This is a genomic window from Kluyvera fluvialis, from assembly GCF_059725275.1.
Map to the genome: position 1 here is coordinate 1,831,223 of NZ_AP046142.1, position 19,713 is coordinate 1,850,935.

Consider the following 19,713-nt stretch of genomic DNA (forward strand, 5'->3'; position numbering starts at 1 on the left):
AGCGCAAGGTGAGGTTAGCGTAACAATGGGCAGTCCGGCGGCAGGCGGCAACGCAGCGCCGCTGGTAAAATTTCCATGCGGAAGGTTTTGCCGCTTAGCGGTTCGCCGTCGAGGTTAAAGGTCATCTCATGCTCGGCGGTGACTTCAAACCACGGCGATACGCTATCGACCAGATTTTCCGCCCCATCGCGGCTGGCGAGGGTATTGACCAGCGCCGGTAGCAGTTCTTCACCGGTGAAAATACGGATGTGTAGCAGGCCGTCATTGATCAGAGCCTCCGGGCAAAGCTGCTGCCCGCCACCAGCTTGGCGACCGTTGCCAATCCCAATCACCAGCGCGTCACCTTGCCAGCTAAAGTTTTCACCGCGAATCTCGCAGCGGTCTGGCTTTAAGGTATCCATCCGCATCAAGCCGTGAATCAAATACGATACGCCACCCAATGCGGCTTTGAGTTTTTCCGGTGTTTCGGTGGTAATTCGAGTGCCGAAACCGCCGGTCGCCATATTGATAAAGCAGGTTTTGTGGTTCACCTGGGCGATATCAACCGGCACATCGCGCCCGGCAATTGCCAGTTTCAGCGCATTGGCTAAGTCTTCGGGAATATTGACGCTGGTGGCAAAATCATTAGCCGTCCCTAACGGTAAAATGCCCAGCGCCGGAACAGCCTCGCTGCCGCAGTCAATTAACGCCGTCGCCACTTCATTGATTGTGCCGTCGCCGCCACCGGCAATCACCGTCGCCACTTTTAACGCCAGCGCTTCTTTCACAAAACGGGCTGCATCACCTTTCTCCCAGGTCACGCGAACGTGAATGTCTACGCCTTCACGGCGCAGCAGGTCAACCGCTTCACGCAGTTCGGGGGCATTGGCGCTTTTGCCATTAAGCAACAGTAAACTGGCTGGAAAATCAGACATCGTGGCACCTCTTTTTGGAGTATGCAAAGAGTGTAACAAAGGATGGGACGATGCGCTTGCGTGGGGAGAGGACAAAAAATAAGCCCGCGTAAGGGAGATTACACGGGCTAAGGAGGTGGTTCTTGGGTACAGCTAGCATTTATGGGTTATGTTTTTCAGCACAGAAATAGTATCGCTAAACAATTATGACGTCTGTGATCCATTTCTAAGAATCTTTGCTATTGAAAAACAATATAAATGTACTAGTTGCTATGCGGGTTGCGAGTGGATTGTCCTGCGAAATTACGCATCAGCAGGCCATACTCCAGCGCGATATCTTCCGGTACGGGTAACCATACGGTGTGACCATCGCCCGGTGCGACGGGCTTCGCTTCGCCTTTCGCATCCACCATCTGCTCCAGAGTGAAATTGATATTGCCCTGCGGGGTCATCAGTTCCAGGCTGTCGCCGACGGTGAATTTGTTTTTGACCGCCACTTCTGCCAGTTCGCCTTTACGCTGACCGGTGAATTCACCGACAAACTGCTGGCGCTCAGACACCGAGAAACCATATTCATAGTTCTGGTAGTCGTCGTGCGTGTGGCGACGCAGGAAGCCTTCGGTATAGCCACGATGCGCCAGCCCTTCCAGCGTTTCCAGCAGGCTGGTATCGAACGGTTTGCCCGCTGCGGCGTCATCAATCGCTTTACGGTACACCTGTGCGGTGCGCGCGCAATAGTAGTAAGACTTGGTACGGCCTTCGATTTTCAGCGAGTGCACACCCATTTGGGTCAGGCGCTCGACGTGAGCAATGGCGCGCAGGTCTTTCGAGTTCATGATGTACGTGCCATGTTCGTCTTCGAACGCGGTCATGTATTCGCCCGGACGCTGGGCTTCTTCAATCATAAACACTTTGTCGGTTGGCGCGCCGACGCCAAGCGTAGGCTCAACGTTCTGCACCGGAATCGGCTCGTATTTGTGCACGATATTACCCACGGCGTCTTCTTTGCCTTCCTGGACGTTATATTCCCAGCGGCAGGCGTTGGTGCAGGTTCCCTGATTCGGGTCGCGCTTGTTGATATAGCCAGACAGCAGGCAGCGGCCAGAATAAGCCATGCACAGTGCGCCGTGAACGAAGATTTCAATCTCCATTTCCGGTACTTGAGTGCGAATTTCTTCAATTTCTTCCAGCGACAGTTCGCGAGAAAGAATCACACGGGAAAGCCCCATCTGCTGCCAGAATTTCACCGTTGCCCAGTTGACGGCGTTGGCCTGTACGGAAAGGTGAATCTGCATATCCGGGAAGTGCTCGCGCACCAGCATAATCAGACCCGGATCGGACATAATCAGCGCATCCGGCCCCATATCCACCACCGGCTTCAGGTCACGAATAAAGGTTTTCAGCTTGGCGTTATGCGGGGCGATGTTGACCACCACATAGAATTTTTTACCCAGCGCGTGGGCTTCGTTAATGCCGAGCTGTAAATTTTCGTGATTGAATTCGTTGTTGCGTACGCGCAGGGAATAACGCGGTTGACCCGCATAAACAGCATCTGCGCCATAGGCGAAAGCGTAACGCATATTTTTCAGCGTTCCCGCCGGGGAAAGGAGTTCCGGTTTAAACATGATTTTCTCGTTCTGATGACAGGTCAGATCCGCATCACAAGGTGAGCGGCAGGGAGGGTTCCCGTACTTTTAGGGCGGGCATTGTAGCGCTGTGGGGCGGGGGAGTAAACCCTCACCCCACGGATGGCGGCTGTTACGCTATCCGGCAAGCATCGGCTTCCCAGCGATATCCCACGCCGTAGACTGCGCGGATAAACGACTGCTCGGCGTCCAGCGACTCCAGCTTGCGGCGCAGGTTTTTGATATGGCTGTCGATGGTGCGGTCAGTCACCACACGGTAATCATCGTATAAATTGTTGAGCAACTGTTCGCGGGAAAAGACTTTCCCCGGCTCCTGCGACAGCGTTTTCAGCAGGCGAAACTCGGCAGGAGTGAGATCCAGCGGGCGATCGCGCCATGAGGCCTGAAAACGGTTTTCATCGACGATTAACGGGCTTTGCGCATCCAGTGCCTGGAGAGCCTGACGCGGTTTGCAGCGGCGCAAAATCGTTTTCACGCGCGCCACCACTTCACGCGGGCTGTACGGTTTGCAGATGTAATCATCAGCACCAATTTCTAAGCCCAGCAGGCGGTCAATCTCTTCAATTTTGGCGGTGACCATGACAATGGGCACGTCGGAGAAGCGGCGAATTTCACGGCACAGTGTTAAGCCGTCAGTGCCCGGCAGCATGAGATCCAACAAAATTAAATCCGGCGGCGACTGGTGCATGAACGGTAGCACTTTGTCGCCGTGGTTGATAAGCGTTGGCGCGTAGTGAGCTGCCAGTAAATAGTCGATGAGCAATTGCCCCAGCTTGGGTTCATCTTCCACAATTAAGATGCGCGGGGCGGTATCATCAATCGGTAACTCGGTCATATTTCTCTCGGTATTACACTTTCCAACGGTAACTCTACTTTAATGCTAACCCCGCCAAAAGGCGAATGCCCCACCTCAAGGTGGCCGCCGTGGGCGGTGACGATGTTGACGCAAATGGCCAACCCTAGCCCAGAGCCGCCGCTGGCGCGGTTGCGTGAACCTTCGGCGCGATAAAAACGCTCGCACAGCCGCGCTAACTGCTCGTCGGTGACGCCAGGGCCGCTGTCGGCAAATTCCAACACAATTTGGCGTTCGTGCATAATCGTACGAATGTGTACCTGCCCGCCGCTGTCGGTATAGCGCAGGCTGTTTTCCAGCAGATTATTAAAAAGCTGCATCAGGCGATCCGGGTCACCAAACACGGTGGCCTGTGGCGCGAGCGCTAAATTCAGCGTTAGCCCACGGCTGGCGAGGCGTTCGCGAAACGCATCGGCGGCAATTTCCAACAGCGAAATAATATCGACCGGCGCTTTCTGGTAATCCAGCGCCCCTTCGTCGGACATCGACAGTTGGCGAAGGTCATCCACCAGTTTAGTCAGCGTCGCCACTTCCGCCTGGAGTGAGGTGACGGATTCCGGGGTGAATTTGCGTACCCCGTCCTGAATGGCTTCCAGCTCGCCGCGCAGCACTGCCAGCGGGGTGCGCAGCTCGTGAGAAATATCCGCCATCAGGTCGCGGCGCATCTGCTGATTTTTCTCAAGCGTACTGGCAAGCTGGTTAAAGTCTCTCGCCAGCCTGCCCAGTTCATCGCTGCTGGTGATGGGCACTCGGGTTGAAAAGTCGCCCGCCGCCAGCTTATGTGTGCCATCGACCAGCCGCTTGACGGGCGCTAACAGGCCGCGCGCCAGCGGGAAGGTAGCCAGTGCGGCAAGCAAAGTCGCCAGCCCGACAATCATCCAACTGGTGCGCCGCTGTTGCTGGTCAAAATTAATATCGGTATTGCGGGTCAGGCGTTCTACCGGCGAGGCGATCACCGAGCCGACCTCCATACCGTTGACGAGAATACTGCGTCTTGACCCATCGTGCGGTACGGCTTCCCGTGGGCCGACGAGCACACGGGCATTTTGGTCAACAACCCAGAACTGCGTCCGCCAGCCGTGCGGCGGCATTCCTCCCGGGCCTGGAGGGCCAGACGGGCGGCGGTCGTCGTTATTGTCATGCTCAAACGAGCGCAGGATCTGGAAAATAAAACGGTCGTTATTGCGTAAAAAGCGCCAGTTGCCGTGCTGCGCATACTGTTCCGCCAGCGCATCGCTCAGCAGTTGCAGGCGCTGCTCGTTACCGCGCTTGATGTAGTCAATAAAACCGCGCTCGAAGCTAATGCGCACCGCCCAGTGCATACTGATCAGCAGTACGATACAGGTGGCGAGAATGGCAAGAAACAGTTTGCCGGAGATCCCCGGACGCCATATTTTCACGCATTACTCCTTTTGTCGGTGGCGGGCAATAACCACATTTTTGCTGGTGTCGTCCGGTACGCGCGCAAACACAAGGGCGGGCAGCGCAATAATCACGGCCATAGATAAATAGGTGTACATAAAGACCTGGTGCGTTTGTGCGCTGCCAGCGGCAATATGCTGCTGACCAAACATCCCAAGCAGCAGGCCTGCAACGGTAACGCCGATACTCATCGAAAGCTGCATAATCATCGACAACAGGCTGTTGCCGCTGCTGGCAAACTCATCCGGCAGATCTTTTAGCGTCAGGGTATTCATTGAAGAGAAACGACTAGAGTTGACCATACCTTGAATAAACAACACCACCGGCAGGGTGTAATACCAGCCCGCCAGCGCGGTAAACATAAACAGCAGGCTGATTAACGCCAGGCCGATTGTCGATACTACCAGTACGTGGCGATAACCAAATCGGTTAACGACCTGAACGACAATACGCTTCATGCCCATGCTGCCGAGCACCATCGGGATCATCATCAGCCCTGCGTGGAATGGGCTAAAGCCGAGGCCTATCTGTAAAAAGACCGGCGTCATAAACGGCAGCATTCCGCTGCCGATACGCCCGGCGAAACTGCCCGCCAGCCCGAGTGAAAAGGTCGGCGTGTGGAACAGTTTCAGGCTGAACAGCGCGTTGTCGTTGCCCCTGGCATGATACAAATAGGCCAAAATGGCGGCGATACCGATAGCCACCAGTAGGCCGAGCATGAGCGGTGAAATCCCCAGCCCCTTTTGCCCATCAAGCGCCAGCGTCAGGGTCGCCATGCCGAGCGCCAGCACGATAAAGCCGGAGACATCAAAGCGCCGCGTTTGTACCGTATAGTTCGGCATTAACATCAGCGTGGCGATACACCCTATCACCCCCACCGGAATGTTAATCAGGAAAATCCAGTGCCAGGAGGCGTATTCCACGAGGATGCCGCCGAGCGCCGGGCCGAGCAGTGGGCCAATTTGTCCGGGCAGCGTCACGAAGGTCATTGCCGCCATGTACTGCTCGCGCGGGACGATTTTCATCACCGTTAAGCGCCCCACGGGGACCATCATGGCGCCGCCAATTCCTTGCAGCACGCGCGCCATCACCAGCTCATTGAGCGTTCCCGCCAGCGAGCAAAACAGCGAACCCAGCGTGAACAGCACAATGGCGGTGAAGAAGATATTGCGCACGCCAACCCGGTCAGCCAGCCAGCCGCTGGCGGGCAGCATCACAGCGACGGTCAGCACGTAGGACACCACCACCATATGCATGTGCATCGGGCTTTCCCCCAGGCTTAACGCCATAGAGGGGAGGGCGGTGTTGACGATAGTGGTGTCCAGCGATTGCATAAAAAAACCGAACGCCACTATCCACAGTTGCCAGCGTACGTTGGCGGGGAGTTCTGTCATCGTGATCCCGTTACCGATTGTCCAGGTTGACGCGAAAAACGCAGACGCAGCCGGTCGAAGAACAGATACACCACCGGCGTTGTGTAGAGAGTGAGCAACTGGCTCATCACCAGCCCCCCGACAATGGTAATCCCCAATGGTTGTCGCAGTTCAGAACCATCACCGCTGGAAATCACCAGCGGCAGCGCGCCAAACAGCGCCGCCAGCGTGGTCATCATGATAGGTCTAAAGCGCAGCAGGCAGGCCTGGAAAATGGCCTGTTCCGGCGGCAGATTGCCGTTGCGCTGCGCCTCAAGGGCAAAGTCAACCATCATGATGGCGTTTTTCTTCACAATGCCAATTAATAGCATGATGCCGATTAAGGCGATTAAGCTGAACGGGGCATTGAATAATTCCAGTGCCAGCAGTGCGCCAACGCCCGCCGATGGCAGGGTGGAGAGAATCGTTAACGGGTGCACGTAACTTTCGTACAACACCCCGAGCACGATATACACCGTGGCAATGGCCGCCAGAATCAGGATAACCTGCGAGTTCATGGTGTCCTGGAACACCTGCGCCGTACCGGCGAAAGAGCCGCGCACCGTCGATGGCACACTGAGCTGCGTCATGGTGCGCTCGATGGCGTCGCTGGCCTCCGACAGGGATTTCCCGGTCGGCAGGTTAAAGGAGATAGTCGATGCCGCCGATAGCCCCTGATGGTTAACCGATAACGGCGCATTGGCGGGCTGCCATTTGGCGAAGTAAGAGAGCGGAATCGCCTTGCCGTCGTTGTTAATCACAAACATTTTATCCAGTGCGCTAACGTCCTGGGTGTAGACGGGGTCGACTTCCATCACCACTTTGTACTGGTTAAGCGGTTGATAGATAGTTGAAATCTGCCGTTGCCCGAAGGCGTTATTCAGCAGGCTGTTGGCGGCTTCAACGCTGATACCCAGCCGTGACATGGTTTCGCGGTCGTAGGTGAGCGCCATTTCCGCGCCGTTATCTTGTTGATCCGAGTTAACGTCGGCCAGCTCCGGCAGCGTGGCAAGCGCTTTACGAATTTTCGGCTCCCATTCACGCAGCGCGCTGAGATCGTCTGACAGCAGCGTGTACTGGTAGCTGGCGTTGGCCTGACGCCCGCCAACACGGATATCCTGCACCGCCATTAAGAACAGATTCGCCCCCGGCTCTTTTGCCAGTTTTTTACGCAGACGGTCGATAATCTGCTGCGCCGACTCCTGGCGCTGATCGCGAGATTTCAGGGTGATAAACATCATGCCGCTGTTCACCCGCGAGCCGCCGGTAAAACCGGTGACGTTATCAACCGACGGATCTTCACGAATAATTTTCATAAAGTCCTGGAGTTTACCGCGCATCGCCTGGAACGAAATACTTTGGTCGGCCTGAATACCGCCCATCAGCACGCCGGTGTCCTGTTCCGGGAAGAAAGTTTTCGGGATAGAAATATACAGCCAGACGTTCAGCGCGATGGTGGCGAGGAACACCACGCCGACCATTTTCGTGTGTCCCAGCACCCAGCGCAGCGACTTGCCGTAACCTTGCTGCATCGCTACCAGCAGACGCCCCAGGCCCCGATTGCGGGTTGGCGTATGTGCAGGCTGGGATTTCAACATCCAGCCGCACATCATCGGCGTCAGCGTGAGTGATACCGCCAGCGAGATACCAATCGCCACCGAGAGTGTCACGGCAAATTCGCGCAGTAACCGCCCCGGCAGGCCGCCCATCAGCAGCAGCGGCAGGAAGACCGCCACCAGCGAAATACTCATCGACAGGACGGTGAAACCCACTTCACGGCTACCCTGAAGCGCGGCCTGTAGCGGCTTCATACCCGCTTCCAGGTGGCGAGAGATGTTTTCCAGCACCACAATGGCGTCATCGACTACAAAACCAGTGGCGATGGTCAGCGCCATCAATGACAGGTTATTGAGGCTAAAACCGCACAGATACATCGCCGCAAACGTGCCGATGAGCGACACCGGTACGGCAACGGCGGGGATCAGCGTGGCGCGCCCGGAGCGCAGGAACAAGAACACCACCAGAATGACCAACCCGACGGAAATCACCAGCGTTTGCTCGACTTCCTCCAGCGACGCGCGGATAGTCGGCGAGCGATCCTGTGCAATTTGCAGGTCGATAGCGGCGGGAATAGTTTGCTGTAACACCGGTAGTTTGGCGCGAATGCTATCGACGGTCTGAATGATGTTGGCTTCCGGCAGCTTGCGGATCATCAGCAAAATCGCCGGTTTGGCGTTGGTCATCCCGGCGTTACGGACATCCTGCACCGAGTCGCTAACCTTAGCCACATCACCCAGACGCACCGCCGCCCCGTTGTTGTAATGAACGATAATCGGCGTGTATTCCGCCGCTGTTTTCAGCTCATCGTTGGTTTGCAACTGCCAGCGTTGGTTGGCGTCATCAATCGCCCCTTGCGGATTACGCACATTGGCGCTGGTAATGGCGCTGCGCACGGCATCCAGCGACACGCCCTGATTAAACAACGCCTGCGGGTTGAGATCGACCCGTACGGCAGGAAGGGAGCTACCGCCGACGTCAACATCCCCGACACCGTCTATCTGCGAGATGCTTTGCGCCAACTGCGTCGAGGCGAAATCGTACAGCTCACCTTGCGAGTAGGTGTCGGAGGTCAGCGTCAAAATCATAATTGGCGCGTCTGACGGGTTGGCTTTGCGATAGGTCGGACGGCTGGGCATCCCGCTTGGCAGCAGGTTTTGCGCGGCGTTAATTGCCGCCTGCACATCGCGCGCTGCGCCGTTGATATCGCGGTCAAAATCGAACTGCATAATAATACGCGTACTGCCAAGCGAACTGCTGGAGGTCATCTCGCTAACGCCCGCAATGCGCCCAAGCGAGCGCTCCAGCGGGGTCGCCACCGAGGACGCCATCGTTTCCGGCGATGCGCCAGGCAGCGAGGCGCTGACCATTATCACCGGAAAATCCACCTGCGGCAGCGGGGCTACCGGCAACAACCGGAAGCCCAGGACACCGCACAGTGTGATGGCGAGTGAAATCAGAATCGTCGCCACCGGGCGGTAAATAAAGAGCGCAAAAAATTTCACTTACGCGTCCTCTTCACGGCGCGGGAAGCGGCTTTTCAGATACAACGACAGGCGGTCGAACAGCAGGTAGATAACCGGCGTAGTGAACAGCGTCAGTACCTGGCTTACCAGCAAACCGCCGACCATACCAATCCCCAGCGGGCGACGCAGCTCGGCGCCGACGCCGGTGCTCAGCATCAGCGGCAGCGCGCCGAGCAGAGCCGCCAGCGTGGTCATCAGAATCGGGCGAAAACGCAGCAGACAAGCCTGATAAATCGCCTCGCGCGGTGGCATTCCCTGCTCGCGTTCCGCCGCTAATGCAAAGTCGATCATCATGATGGCGTTTTTCTTCACGATACCAATCAGCAAGATAATGCCGATAATCGCAATGACATCCAGCTCACTGCCCGACACCATCAGTGCCAGCAGTGCGCCAACGCCTGCGGTGGGCAGCGTCGAGAGAATAGTTATCGGGTGAATAAAACTTTCATACAACACGCCCAGAACGATATACATCGCCACTATTGCCGCGACCACCAGCCAGATGGTGCTGCTCAGCGCCGACTGGAAGGCGAGGGTGCTTCCCTGAAATTCGGTACGAATATCCGACGGGAAGTTGAGCGCTTTTTCGGCGTCCTGAATCGACTGCACCGCATCGCCCAGCGAATAGCCTTTTGGCACGTTGAACGAAATGGTCGTGACCGGGAACTGATCAAGATGGTTAATCGACAGCGGCGTAAAGCGCTGCTCCACTTTGGCAATTGCGCTCAGTGGCACAATACCGCCGTCGCTGCTGGTCAGACGGATGTTGTCCAGCGCCGCCAGCCCCGGCGTTGCCTGGGTGTCGTGCTCCAGCACCACGCGATACTGGTTCGCCTGGGTGTAAATGGTGGAAATCAACCGCTGACCAAACGCGTTGTACAGCGCGTTATCGATGTCGGACATCGAAATCCCCAAACGGCTGGCGCTGTCGCGGTCAACGTTGATGTACGCCGCCAGCCCTTTGTCCTGCCAGTCGCTGCTGACATCGGAAAGCTGCGGCTGCGCCTGAAGTGCTGTCAGCAGTTGCGGAACCCATTCACTCAACGCCTCCAGCGAGTTGGCCTGGAGCGTGAATTGGTACTGAGTGCGGCTCACGGTGGTATCAATGGTTAAATCCTGCGTCGGTTGCAGGTAAAGATCGATACCAGGGATTTTCTCCACCGACTGTTGCAGGCGGCTTATCACCGTTTGTACTCGGTCGTCGCGCTCGTTCAGCGGCTTGAGGTTGATTTGCAAACGCGCGCTGTTGAGCGCGGGATTCGTGCCATCGACGCCAACAAAGGAGGTCAGGCTTTCTACCGCAGGATCGTTAAGGATCGTGTCGGCCACCGTCTGCTGACGCTGCGCCATACTGGCGAACGATACCGACTGCGGCGCTTGCAGCGTGCCCTGGATAATGCCGTTGTCCTGAATCGGGAAGAAGCCTTTGGGAATGGTAACCCACAGAATGACCGACAGCGCCAGCGTACCCAGCGCTACGCTAAGGGTTAACCACGGGTGGTTTAACACGCGAGCCAGCAGGTGACCATAACCGGCAATCACTCGCTCGAAAAAGCGCTCGCTGGCGCGGGAGAAGTGGTTTTGCTTGCGCAGCGATTCATGGCTAAGCATTCGCGCGCACATCATGGGCGTCAGGGTTAACGACACCACGGCGGAAATCAAAATGGCGACCGCCAGGGTAATGGCAAATTCGCGGAACAGGCGGCCAACGATATCGCCCATAAACAGCAGTGGGATCAGGACCGCAATCAGCGAGAAGGTGAGGGAGATAATGGTAAACCCAATCTCACCCGCCCCTTTTAGCGCCGCCTGTAGCGGCTTCTCGCCTTTCTCGATGTAACGCGAGATGTTCTCGATAACCACGATGGCGTCATCGACCACGAAACCGGTGGCGATAGTCAGCGCCATTAACGTCAGGTTGTTAATGGAGAAATCGAGGAACACCATTACCGCGAACGTGCCGACCAGCGACAGCGGCACGGCGACACCGGGAATAATGGTCGCCGGGACGTTACGCAAGAACAGATAAATGATCATGACCACCAGCGCAATCGCCAGCAGCAGCTCGAACTGGGTGTCAGAAACCGAGGCGCGAATGTTGGTGGTGCGATCAGAAAGCACCTCTACCTTGACCGATTTGGGCAGGCTTTCGGTGAGCTGTGGCAACATCTGACGAATGCTGTCGGCGGTGGCAATAATGTTCGCGCCAGGCTGGCGCTGCACATTCATCACGATGGCTTGTTTTTTATTCGCCCACGCGCCAAGCCAGGCGTTTTCTGCCCCTTGTTCAATGGTTGCCACGTCGCCCAGACGAATCGCCGCGCCGTTTTTATAGGCGATAATCAGTTGGCGATATTCTTGCGCCGACTGCATTTGGTCGTTAGCCGAAAGCGTGACGGCGCGCGCCGGGCCGTCGAGGCTACCTTTGGCGGAGTTGACGTTGGCATTGGTAATGGCGGTGCGAATATCTTCGCTGGTCAAGCCTAACGCGGCAATCGCCTGAGCGTTCAGCTTCACCCGCACGGCAGGGCGCTGCCCCCCCGCCAGGCTGACCAGACCGACGCCGGAAACCTGGGAGATTTTCTGCGCCACGCGGGTTTCAACCATGTCTTCCACTTCGGTCATCGGCGTGGCGGAGGAGGTCACCGCCAGCGTCATAATCGGGGGATCGGCTGGGTTAACTTTGCTGTACACCGGCGGGTTCGGCAGATCATTGGGCAGCAGGTTCGTTGCCGCGTTGATAGCGGCCTGCACCTCTTGTTCTGCGACATCCAGCGGCAGCGTAAGCTGGAACTGAAGCGTCACCACCGACGCGCCGCCGGAGCTTTGCGACGACATCTGTTTCAGGCCAGACATTTGACCAAACTGGCGCTCCAGCGGGGCGGTAACCGCAGAGGTCATGACATCCGGGCTAGCGCCAGGATAGAGCGTGACCACCTGAATCGTGGGGTAGTCTACTTCCGGCAGCGCAGAAATCGGTAAAAAGCGGTAGCCGATAATCCCGGCCAGCAGAATCGCCACCATCAACAGCGTGGTGGCGACAGGGCGCATGATAAACAGGCGGGAAGGGCCACCTGTGTTGCTCGGCGGTAAAACTTGCATCAGCCGCGCGCTCCTTTATGGCCTGCTGCGGCAGCGGCGGGTTTGCTGGTGCTGGCGTCGTGAGCCGTCACCACTTCCACCTTCGCGCCTTCCGTTAAACGGTCGATACCGTCGGTTACGACACGGTCACCGGCAGAAAGCCCGGCGTCGATAACCACTTTCAGGCTATTTTGAATACCTGGCACAACCGTATGTTTGCTGACTTTGTTATCGCTATTTAGCACCCAAACAAAGTGACCGTCGTTGCCCATTTGCAGCGCCGCCGTTGGGATAACTACCGCATTTTGCTGGGTATCTACCAGCATACGGGCGTTAACGAACTGGTTCGGGAATAGCGCATCGTCCTGGTTATTAAAACGGGCTTTGAGTTTGATGGTCCCCGTGGTGGCATCGATTTGGTTATCGAGGCTTAGTAGCGTCCCTTCGCTCAGTTTCTGCTTATTGGTGCGATCCCACGCTTCCACCACCAGCTTTTTACCCGCTTTCTGCGCGGCAACCACGGTGGCGATGTCGTTTTCAGGCAGCGTAAAGACCAGATCAATCGGATGCGTTTGGGTCAGCACCACAATGCCAGTGGTATCACCGCTGGAAATCTGGTTACCAATATCTACCTGTTTTAAACCAACGCGACCATCGATAGGTGCGGTAATGCGGCTCCAGTTAAGCTGCAACTGCGCGCTCGCTACCGCTGCTTCATCTGCCTTGATTGTGCCTTCGGCTTCACTCACCAGCGACTGTTGGGTATCCAGCTCCTGGCGAGACACGAGATTGGTTTTGACCAACTGCTGATAACGTGCCAGGTCGCGGCGGGCGTTAGCCAGCGTGGCTTTGTCTTTTGCCAACTGCCCCTGAGCCTGGGCAAGGGCGACTTTAAACTGGCTCGGGTCAAGCTCCGCCAGCAAATCACCGGCTTTTACCTGCTGCCCTTCCTGGAAATGCAGCGCTATCAACTGGCCGTCAACGCGGCTGCGAACGGTTACAGTATTGGCGGCGGTTATGGTTCCCAGCCCGCTAAGGTAGCGTGGCACGGCTTCGCTGGTGGCGGTGGCGGCCTGAACTGGCGCGAGTGTTGCGCCAAAGCGACCGCCGTGACGCCCCGCGCCCGCCTGTTTCGCGGTGGCGTCTGAGGAGCCTGAATTGCTGCTAAAGTGCCAGATGCCAACCGCTCCCGCGATAACCACCAGCACGGCCAGCGCAACCCGCCAGCGAATGTTGTGACTGCCTTTCATTGTTATTCTTTCTCGTCCTGAAGTATTTCTCGACATGATAATAGTTTAGTAATGGAACGCGCCGGAAAAATGGAGGAAATATGAAAGACGGCGGGAATTATCTGAATCAGCGATGCTTTGCGAAGCGGCTCGTGAAACGAGCATAAGGCTGGCACATCAGGAAGATGGCTGCGTTAGAGTGCAGATATTGGAAACGCAGTGCAGAAAAGGAGTTCAGCAAGGGGCTGAAAAGGGAAAGCCCCTCCCGAGGAAGGGGCCTTAAAAAAGGAAAGGGTTATGATGAAATACCTCATCATACTGGTGATACTCTTAGTGATTAGCCTACCAGCATACTAAGACACCATGGGGAGGGGGAAACCTCTCCCTTACCCTCACTCCTTAATCTAGGGTTGCTTGTCGGTGAAGTCAATAGCGAACCCTGGACTTTGCGGCGCGGCTAGCAGGTTAGCCTTCAGGTTGCCGCCACGGGATATCGCGGATTAGCGAAACACCACCTGTGCCCAGCGCGCCAGACCGGCGGTCACGGAGCCAAAGTCATCGCCACCGGCAATCGGAATACCCGGCAACTGTTCTGCCAACGCTTTTTTAATCAGCGGCGAACGTGCGCTACCCCCCGTTAAATAGATAACGTCCGGTTTTTCACTGCTGTTTTCCAGCGCCAACTGCACCTGCTCAAGAATGCGCGTCAGTGGCTGATTTAGCGCATTTTCCAACCCGTCCTGGCTAATCGCTGCGGCCAAATCATCGCTGATAAACGGCAGCGTGGTGTCGATGCGCGGCTGTGCGGAGAGGGCGATTTTGCTCTCTTCTGCGCTGCGCACCAGACGATAGCTCAAGCGTTGTTGCCACACTTTATACAGCAGGGCGACTTTTTCACCATCGCGGGCGTCACGCGCCAAATCACGCAGGAAGCGGCCATTGGCGGTGCTGTAGAAATCGGTTTGTGCCGGAACGTCGTTGATAGCTACTGCGTTCCACCACGGCAGGATCGGCAGCGCGATGCCTTTTTCCGTTTCGCCGCCCATGCCGAGCAGTGGCATCAGGCTTTTAAACGCCAGTGCGATGTCGAGGTCGTTACCGCCGACGCGACAGCCACTGTGGCCCAACAGGCTTTGCTCGCGATCGTGGCGCGTGCACCATTGTGGGCCCATCAGCAAGACGGAGCAGTCGGTAGTACCACCGCCGATATCCACCACCAGAACGCGTTTTTCCTCGCTTAAGGTGGCTTCAAAATCCAGCCCTGCGGCGACAGGCTCGTACTGAAATACCACGTCGCGGAAACCGGCGCGTTTTGCCGCGCGTTCAAGAATACCAACCGCCTGCGCGTTGGCGTCATCACCGCCCAGCCCCTGGAAGTTGATCGGGCGCCCGATCACCGCCTGGTCAATGCTTTCCGGCAACTGCGCCTGCGCTTGCTGGCGGATATGCAGCATCATCGAGCACACCAGATCTTCGAATACCGCAACCTGCTGCGGCTTCAGGCCGCTCGCGCCGAGGAACGACTTTGGTGATTTTACAAAGTAGACCTCTTCCGGGTCGTCGATGTATTGCTTCAGCGACGCTAAACCAAACTGCACGCTGTTGCTCAGAACGTCGATATCTTCATCGCGGTTGTAGTTGATAGCGCGGCGCAGCAGCGCCTGCGTTTCATCGCCCGTTGCCGGAACCTGATGATGGCGGTACAGCCACTCGCTGACCGACTCACGAGTGGGCGCAGACAGCATGGATGGCAGCAGCGGGCTACCGTTTTCCATCGTCAACATTCGCGGAGTGTTATCTTGCATTACCGCGATAGAACAGTTTGCTGTTCCGTAGTCAAAACCAATAAACACGTCAATTATCCCCATGCCAGTGAAGAAAGGGGGGCGACTTTAGCCGAATGTGAAGATGGCGGCAACTGGAATATGAAAGCAAGGTATTTCATGCGCTAAGCCGCTATGCTGATAACTTCGCCCACTTTCTGTGCACAAGGACAAACCATGTTTGAGCTTCCGTGGCTGCCGCCGTATGACTGGCGCTGGATGTTCGGCTTTCTACAGGCGCGTGCCGTTGACGGTATTGAGCATTTTCACGACAGCCATTACACCCGTAGCTGGCGCTGTGGCGCACATAGCGGGTTAATCACCATGACGCCGGATACATCGCGGCAGGTGCTACGCGTCACGCTGTCTGCGGGGCTATTGCCGGTTGCCGATCAGGTATTGGAGCGGGTAACGCAACTGCTCGATTTACGCTGTGATCCGCAGCCAATCCAACAGGCGCTGGGGCCGCTGGCGGCGGCGAAACCTGGCCTGCGTTTACCCGGCTCGCTGGAGGTGTTTGAGCAAGGTGTGCGCGCCATTCTGGGGCAGTTGGTCAGCGTGACGATGGCGGCACGGCTGACGGGAAAAGTGGTTGCGTTGTACGGTGAGCCGCTGGCGGGAATGCATGGCGACTTTTTATTGTTCCCCACCGCCGAACGGCTGGCAGAAGCCGACCCGTTGGCGTTAAAAGCGCTGGGGATGCCGCTCAAGCGAGCCGAAGCGTTAATTCACTTTGCCCGCGCGGCGGTTAATGGCGACCTGCCGTCTACGCTGCCGACGGATATTGAACAAGCGCTGAAAACGCTGCAACACTATCCGGGAATAGGCCGCTGGACGGCGAACTATTTCGCGCTGCGTGGCTGGCAGGCGAAAGACATCTTTTTACCCGACGACTATCTGATTAAACAGCGCTTTCCGGGCATGACTCCGGCACAAATTCGCCGCTACGCTGAGCGCTGGCAGCCCTGGCGCTCGTATGCGTTATTGCATATCTGGCACACAGATGGCTGGCGGCTGGATTGATGTCTCTGGCGTAAAGACCGTCACCCTGCCGCGCCCCTGTTTTTTCGAGGCATAACAGGCGGCATCGGCCTGCACCAGCACTTCGGCAAACTGGGCGTTGTGCTCGTGAATCAGCGTTAAACCGGCGCTTGCGCCAATTCGGTGCTGGCGTCCGGCCCAGGAGAATGGATAGTGGTTAATCGCATCCACGACTCGCTCGGTGGCGTTCCGCGCTTGCTCGGTAGAGCAGTGGCGCAAGATAAAGCCAAATTCATCGCCGCCGAGGCGCGCCAGAATATCGCTGGGCCGTAACTGCGATCGCATCAGAGTGGCAATTTCATGCAGTAGCGCATCGCCCGCCGCGTGCCCCGCGCTATCGTTGACCTCTTTAAAGAAGTCGAGGTCGAGCATGATAACCGCGTGTGACTGGTGGCTACCCGGCAATAATTTAAGCAACCCTTTTAGCTGGCTTTCAAAACTTGAACGGTTAGGCAGGTCGGTTAATGCATCGTGAGTGGCGCTATAGCTCAGTTGGCGCAGCAGCTTGCGGGATTCGGTGACATCCTGGATAACCAATACGAAACCAATACGCTCGCCCTGTTGGGTGCGCAGCGACGTCATAGTGTGGTTGATTTCAAAGCTGCCGCCGTAGCGGTGCTGCAAAATTTTATCGTGCTCGATTTCGTTATCCGGCTTCTCCTCGCCGTGCAGCCTGGTTAGCGTGCTGCCGCCGTGCCCGTGGGTGATGCGCAGCACCTCCAGCAACGGTTTGCCTTGCGCTTCTTCTTGCGTCCAGCCACTCATTTTTTCGGCGACGGGGTTCATAAACATGATGTTCTGCTGATTATCGGTGCTGATCACCGCATCGCGAATGGAGTCCAGCGTAATGTGCAGCCGCTCTTTTTCCTGGAACAGTGCATCGTTGGCTTGGGTGATGCGCTCCATCAGTTGTTTATTGGCTTCGCGGCTCTTTTTCAGACCATCGATATCTTCAATCTGTTTGATAAAGTACAACGGTGTGCCGTTATCGTTGCGCACCAGCGACACCGCCAGCAGCGCCCACACCACATCGCCGTTGCGGGTGCAGTAGCGTTTTTCCAGTGAATAACTGTCAATGTCGCCGCTTATCAGTCGGTCAACCAGCAGCAAGTCTTGGGCCAAATCTTCATGCCACGTCACCTGCTGGAAAGTCATCGTGTGCAACTCCTCCTGGCTGTAGCCGAGGAAGGTGCTTAGCGCCTTGTTGACTTGCAGCCACTGGCCGTGGGTGTCTACCACCGCCATGCCGATAGCCGAATATTCCATTGCATTACGAAAGCGAGTTTCGCTCTCGGCAATGTGGCGGCGTTCACTGTGTACCGCATACATCGCGATGCTCATGACGCCCGACGGCAGCATCACCATTAAGAACGGCAGACCTGGCATATAGCTCAATTCATAGCTTTTTAGCGTGTGCTCAATCATCGAGAACACCACCGAATGGTGTGCGGTGTATGCCAGCACTGTCATGATAGTCGCCAGAGAGATCAGATATGCTTCGATGCGCGGCAACCGTACAGCGCTCCATATCAGCAGCACCATGATGCAGGTAAACGGCCAGGGCATGTACAGCATCGACAGCACGCTCAGCGTCAGCGTCACGGCAGTGGTCAGTAATGTTCTGAGCAGTAAATTACTGCCGCGATAGCGCTGGCTAAATGGCGTTTGCAGCAGCAGGCCGAGTGGAACCAACGTCAGTGCGCCGGTAGCCTCTGCTAATGTCCACACCATAAAGGATTGTAGCGGGTTGCCGCCGGGCAGCCAGGTAGCCACCAATACGCCGCCGATAAGCGATGGGATAAGCGCGCTACAGATGGCCATGCGCGCCCAGTCATGCAGGTTCTGTAATGGGTCATCCCGCACCAACCAACGGCGCAACAGCAGCGCGCCGATCAGTGCCTCGACCACATTCACCGCCGGGTAGAGTAGGGATATATCGGCGGGAGAGTACCCCCAGGTTGCCGAGACTATCCCAAGGACGCCCGTCACCGCGATACCAGACCATACCCTTGCGTGAAAGCGATAAAATGCCGCCATCATAATGGCGGTCGGGAACCAAACAGGGGAAAGTTCGCTCGAACGGTGCACCAGAGTGAAAGAGAACAGGGTGAAAAGGAACGTCACGAAACCCAAACCGAACAGAAGCTGCGCCAGTTGTAACGGTGTTGCGGGGGTGAGGGGGATATAGGGGTTTTCTTTCTTCATTACCACATTTTTCCAGGGGCTTTTCCCCCGGCCATACCGAAATTAACCGTGATTATGCCTCAATAGTGCGGCTTTTTATCAGATCTGGGACACTAATTGACAATAATGGTTAATTAGTTCTAGGCGTAATATTTTCTTCACGAATAAATACTTACGCCTGAATCGGACGGGTATGGGGTTATCGCGTTGTCGCGTCATATCGTTGTATTCGGCTGGTATCGTTGACACGAAATCCCTATAATTGCCGAGTTTGGCGCTGAAACTGGCGATTATTCATTGAATAACCCCGTCTATTCGTGCCGTCCTTCCTAACATCCAGGTTAATCGGGTCGCAAAAATTTATGACTGATAAGTCTCATCAGTGCGTCATTGTAGGCATCGCCGGCGCATCGGCTTCAGGTAAAAGTCTTATTGCTAGTACGTTGTATCGCGAATTGCGTGAACAGGTGGGCGATGAGCACATCGGTGTTATTCCTGAAGATTGCTATTACAAAGACCAAAGTCACCTGACTATGGAAGATCGGGTTAAAACTAATTACGACCACCCGAACGCAATGGACCACAGTCTGCTGTTTCAGCATTTACAGACGCTAAAGCGCGGCAACCCAATTGAACTGCCTGTCTACAGCTACGTTGAACACACCCGTATGCAGGAAACGGTTCGCATTGAACCGAAAAAAGTGATTATCCTTGAAGGGATCCTGCTGCTGACGGACGCGCGTCTGCGTGAAGAAATGAACTTCTCTATTTTCGTCGATACGCCGCTGGATATCTGCCTGATGCGCCGCATCAAGCGTGACGTTAACGAACGCGGTCGCTCGATGGACTCGGTGATGGCGCAGTATCAAAAAACGGTACGTCCGATGTTCCTCCAGTTTATTGAGCCTTCCAAGCAGTACGCTGATATCATCGTCCCGCGCGGCGGCAAAAACCGCATCGCTATTGACATTCTGAAGGCCAAAATTAGCCAGTTTTTTGAATAACTCACGTGAATTGTGTAACGTGCATTAATTGCCCTTGTTCCG

The 19,713-nt window shown here is 56.2% G+C and carries 13 protein-coding genes; 3 read left to right on the forward strand and 10 right to left on the reverse strand.

What is annotated here, in order from left to right; translation table 11 throughout:
- Positions 1-14: 14 nt before the first annotated feature.
- The 8 genes from yegS to AC6I4B_RS08790 all read right to left on the reverse strand — a co-directional run bounded on the left by yegS (position 15) and on the right by AC6I4B_RS08790 (position 13,640).
- Positions 15-914, reverse strand: coding sequence for a lipid kinase YegS (yegS, locus tag AC6I4B_RS08755; protein ID WP_497771053.1), 900 nt, complete (start codon positions 912-914; stop codon positions 15-17).
- A 242-nt stretch (positions 915-1,156) separates the two neighbouring features.
- The gene (trhP, locus tag AC6I4B_RS08760) at positions 1,157-2,518 is read right to left on the reverse strand and encodes a prephenate-dependent tRNA uridine(34) hydroxylase TrhP (RefSeq protein WP_497771054.1); all 1,362 of its coding nucleotides are present in this window, start codon (positions 2,516-2,518) and stop codon (positions 1,157-1,159) included.
- A gap of 133 nt (positions 2,519-2,651) precedes the next feature.
- Entirely contained in the window at positions 2,652-3,374 is a 723-nt protein-coding gene (gene baeR, locus AC6I4B_RS08765; RefSeq protein ID WP_497771056.1) for an envelope stress response regulator BaeR, read from the reverse strand.
- Positions 3,371-4,792 (reverse strand): envelope stress sensor histidine kinase BaeS, encoded by a 1,422-nt coding sequence (baeS, locus tag AC6I4B_RS08770; RefSeq protein WP_497771057.1) that lies wholly within the window; start codon positions 4,790-4,792, stop codon positions 3,371-3,373. The genes baeR and baeS overlap by 4 nt, the downstream gene beginning before the upstream one ends.
- A gap of 3 nt (positions 4,793-4,795) precedes the next feature.
- Positions 4,796-6,208: an MFS transporter gene (locus AC6I4B_RS08775; RefSeq protein ID WP_497771059.1), complete on the reverse strand. Its 1,413-nt coding sequence runs from the start codon at positions 6,206-6,208 to the stop codon at positions 4,796-4,798.
- Positions 6,205-9,288, reverse strand: coding sequence for a multidrug efflux RND transporter permease subunit MdtC (mdtC, locus tag AC6I4B_RS08780; RefSeq protein WP_497771060.1), 3,084 nt, complete (start codon positions 9,286-9,288; stop codon positions 6,205-6,207). Before mdtC ends, AC6I4B_RS08775 begins: the two co-directional genes overlap by 4 nt.
- The gene (locus tag AC6I4B_RS08785) at positions 9,289-12,411 is read right to left on the reverse strand and encodes an MdtB/MuxB family multidrug efflux RND transporter permease subunit (protein WP_497771062.1); all 3,123 of its coding nucleotides are present in this window, start codon (positions 12,409-12,411) and stop codon (positions 9,289-9,291) included.
- The gene (locus tag AC6I4B_RS08790) at positions 12,411-13,640 is read right to left on the reverse strand and encodes an MdtA/MuxA family multidrug efflux RND transporter periplasmic adaptor subunit (protein ID WP_497771063.1); all 1,230 of its coding nucleotides are present in this window, start codon (positions 13,638-13,640) and stop codon (positions 12,411-12,413) included. Before AC6I4B_RS08790 ends, AC6I4B_RS08785 begins: the two co-directional genes overlap by 1 nt.
- 276 nt (positions 13,641-13,916) lie before the next feature.
- Here AC6I4B_RS08790 and AC6I4B_RS08795 point away from each other — a divergent pair, with 276 nt between their 5' ends.
- On the forward strand, positions 13,917-13,976 hold the full coding sequence (locus AC6I4B_RS08795; RefSeq protein WP_199965923.1) for a type I toxin-antitoxin system Ibs family toxin: 60 nt from the start codon (positions 13,917-13,919) through the stop codon (positions 13,974-13,976).
- Between the two features lie 143 nt (positions 13,977-14,119).
- Here AC6I4B_RS08795 and yegD read toward each other — a convergent pair whose 3' ends face one another.
- The gene (gene yegD / locus AC6I4B_RS08800) at positions 14,120-15,472 is read right to left on the reverse strand and encodes a molecular chaperone (RefSeq protein ID WP_497772063.1); all 1,353 of its coding nucleotides are present in this window, start codon (positions 15,470-15,472) and stop codon (positions 14,120-14,122) included.
- Positions 15,473-15,619: 147 nt separating this feature from the next.
- On the opposite strand from yegD, the gene alkA reads away from it, so the two are divergent.
- A complete protein-coding gene (alkA, locus tag AC6I4B_RS08805; protein WP_497771064.1) occupies positions 15,620-16,465 on the forward strand; it encodes a DNA-3-methyladenine glycosylase 2 in 846 nt (281 codons plus the stop codon).
- Here alkA and AC6I4B_RS08810 read toward each other — a convergent pair.
- Positions 16,424-18,688, reverse strand: a complete 2,265-nt coding sequence (locus AC6I4B_RS08810) for a PAS domain S-box protein (RefSeq protein ID WP_497771066.1) — start codon at positions 18,686-18,688, stop codon at positions 16,424-16,426. The genes alkA and AC6I4B_RS08810 overlap by 42 nt on opposite strands.
- Before the next feature lie 341 nt (positions 18,689-19,029).
- Here AC6I4B_RS08810 and udk point away from each other — a divergent pair, with 341 nt between their 5' ends.
- Positions 19,030-19,671: a uridine kinase gene (gene udk, locus AC6I4B_RS08815; RefSeq protein WP_497771067.1), complete on the forward strand. Its 642-nt coding sequence runs from the start codon at positions 19,030-19,032 to the stop codon at positions 19,669-19,671.
- Positions 19,672-19,713 lie beyond the last annotated feature (42 nt).

What these genes read in the sequence shown, in the direction of transcription:
- yegS (WP_497771053.1), bottom strand. Translation starts at nt 914, where the DNA reads ATGTCTGATTTTCCAGCCAGTTTACTGTTGCTTAATGGCAAAAGCGCC.
- trhP (WP_497771054.1), bottom strand. Translation starts at nt 2,518, where the DNA reads ATGTTTAAACCGGAACTCCTTTCCCCGGCGGGAACGCTGAAAAATATG.
- baeR (WP_497771056.1), bottom strand. Translation starts at nt 3,374, where the DNA reads ATGACCGAGTTACCGATTGATGATACCGCCCCGCGCATCTTAATTGTG.
- AC6I4B_RS08775 (WP_497771059.1), bottom strand. Translation starts at nt 6,208, where the DNA reads ATGACAGAACTCCCCGCCAACGTACGCTGGCAACTGTGGATAGTGGCG.
- AC6I4B_RS08785 (WP_497771062.1), bottom strand. Translation starts at nt 12,411, where the DNA reads ATGCAAGTTTTACCGCCGAGCAACACAGGTGGCCCTTCCCGCCTGTTT.
- AC6I4B_RS08790 (WP_497771063.1), bottom strand. Translation starts at nt 13,640, where the DNA reads ATGAAAGGCAGTCACAACATTCGCTGGCGGGTTGCGCTGGCCGTGCTG.
- alkA (WP_497771064.1), top strand. Translation starts at nt 15,620, where the DNA reads ATGTTTGAGCTTCCGTGGCTGCCGCCGTATGACTGGCGCTGGATGTTC.
- AC6I4B_RS08810 (WP_497771066.1), bottom strand. Translation starts at nt 18,688, where the DNA reads ATGAAGAAAGAAAACCCCTATATCCCCCTCACCCCCGCAACACCGTTA.
- udk (WP_497771067.1), top strand. Translation starts at nt 19,030, where the DNA reads ATGACTGATAAGTCTCATCAGTGCGTCATTGTAGGCATCGCCGGCGCA.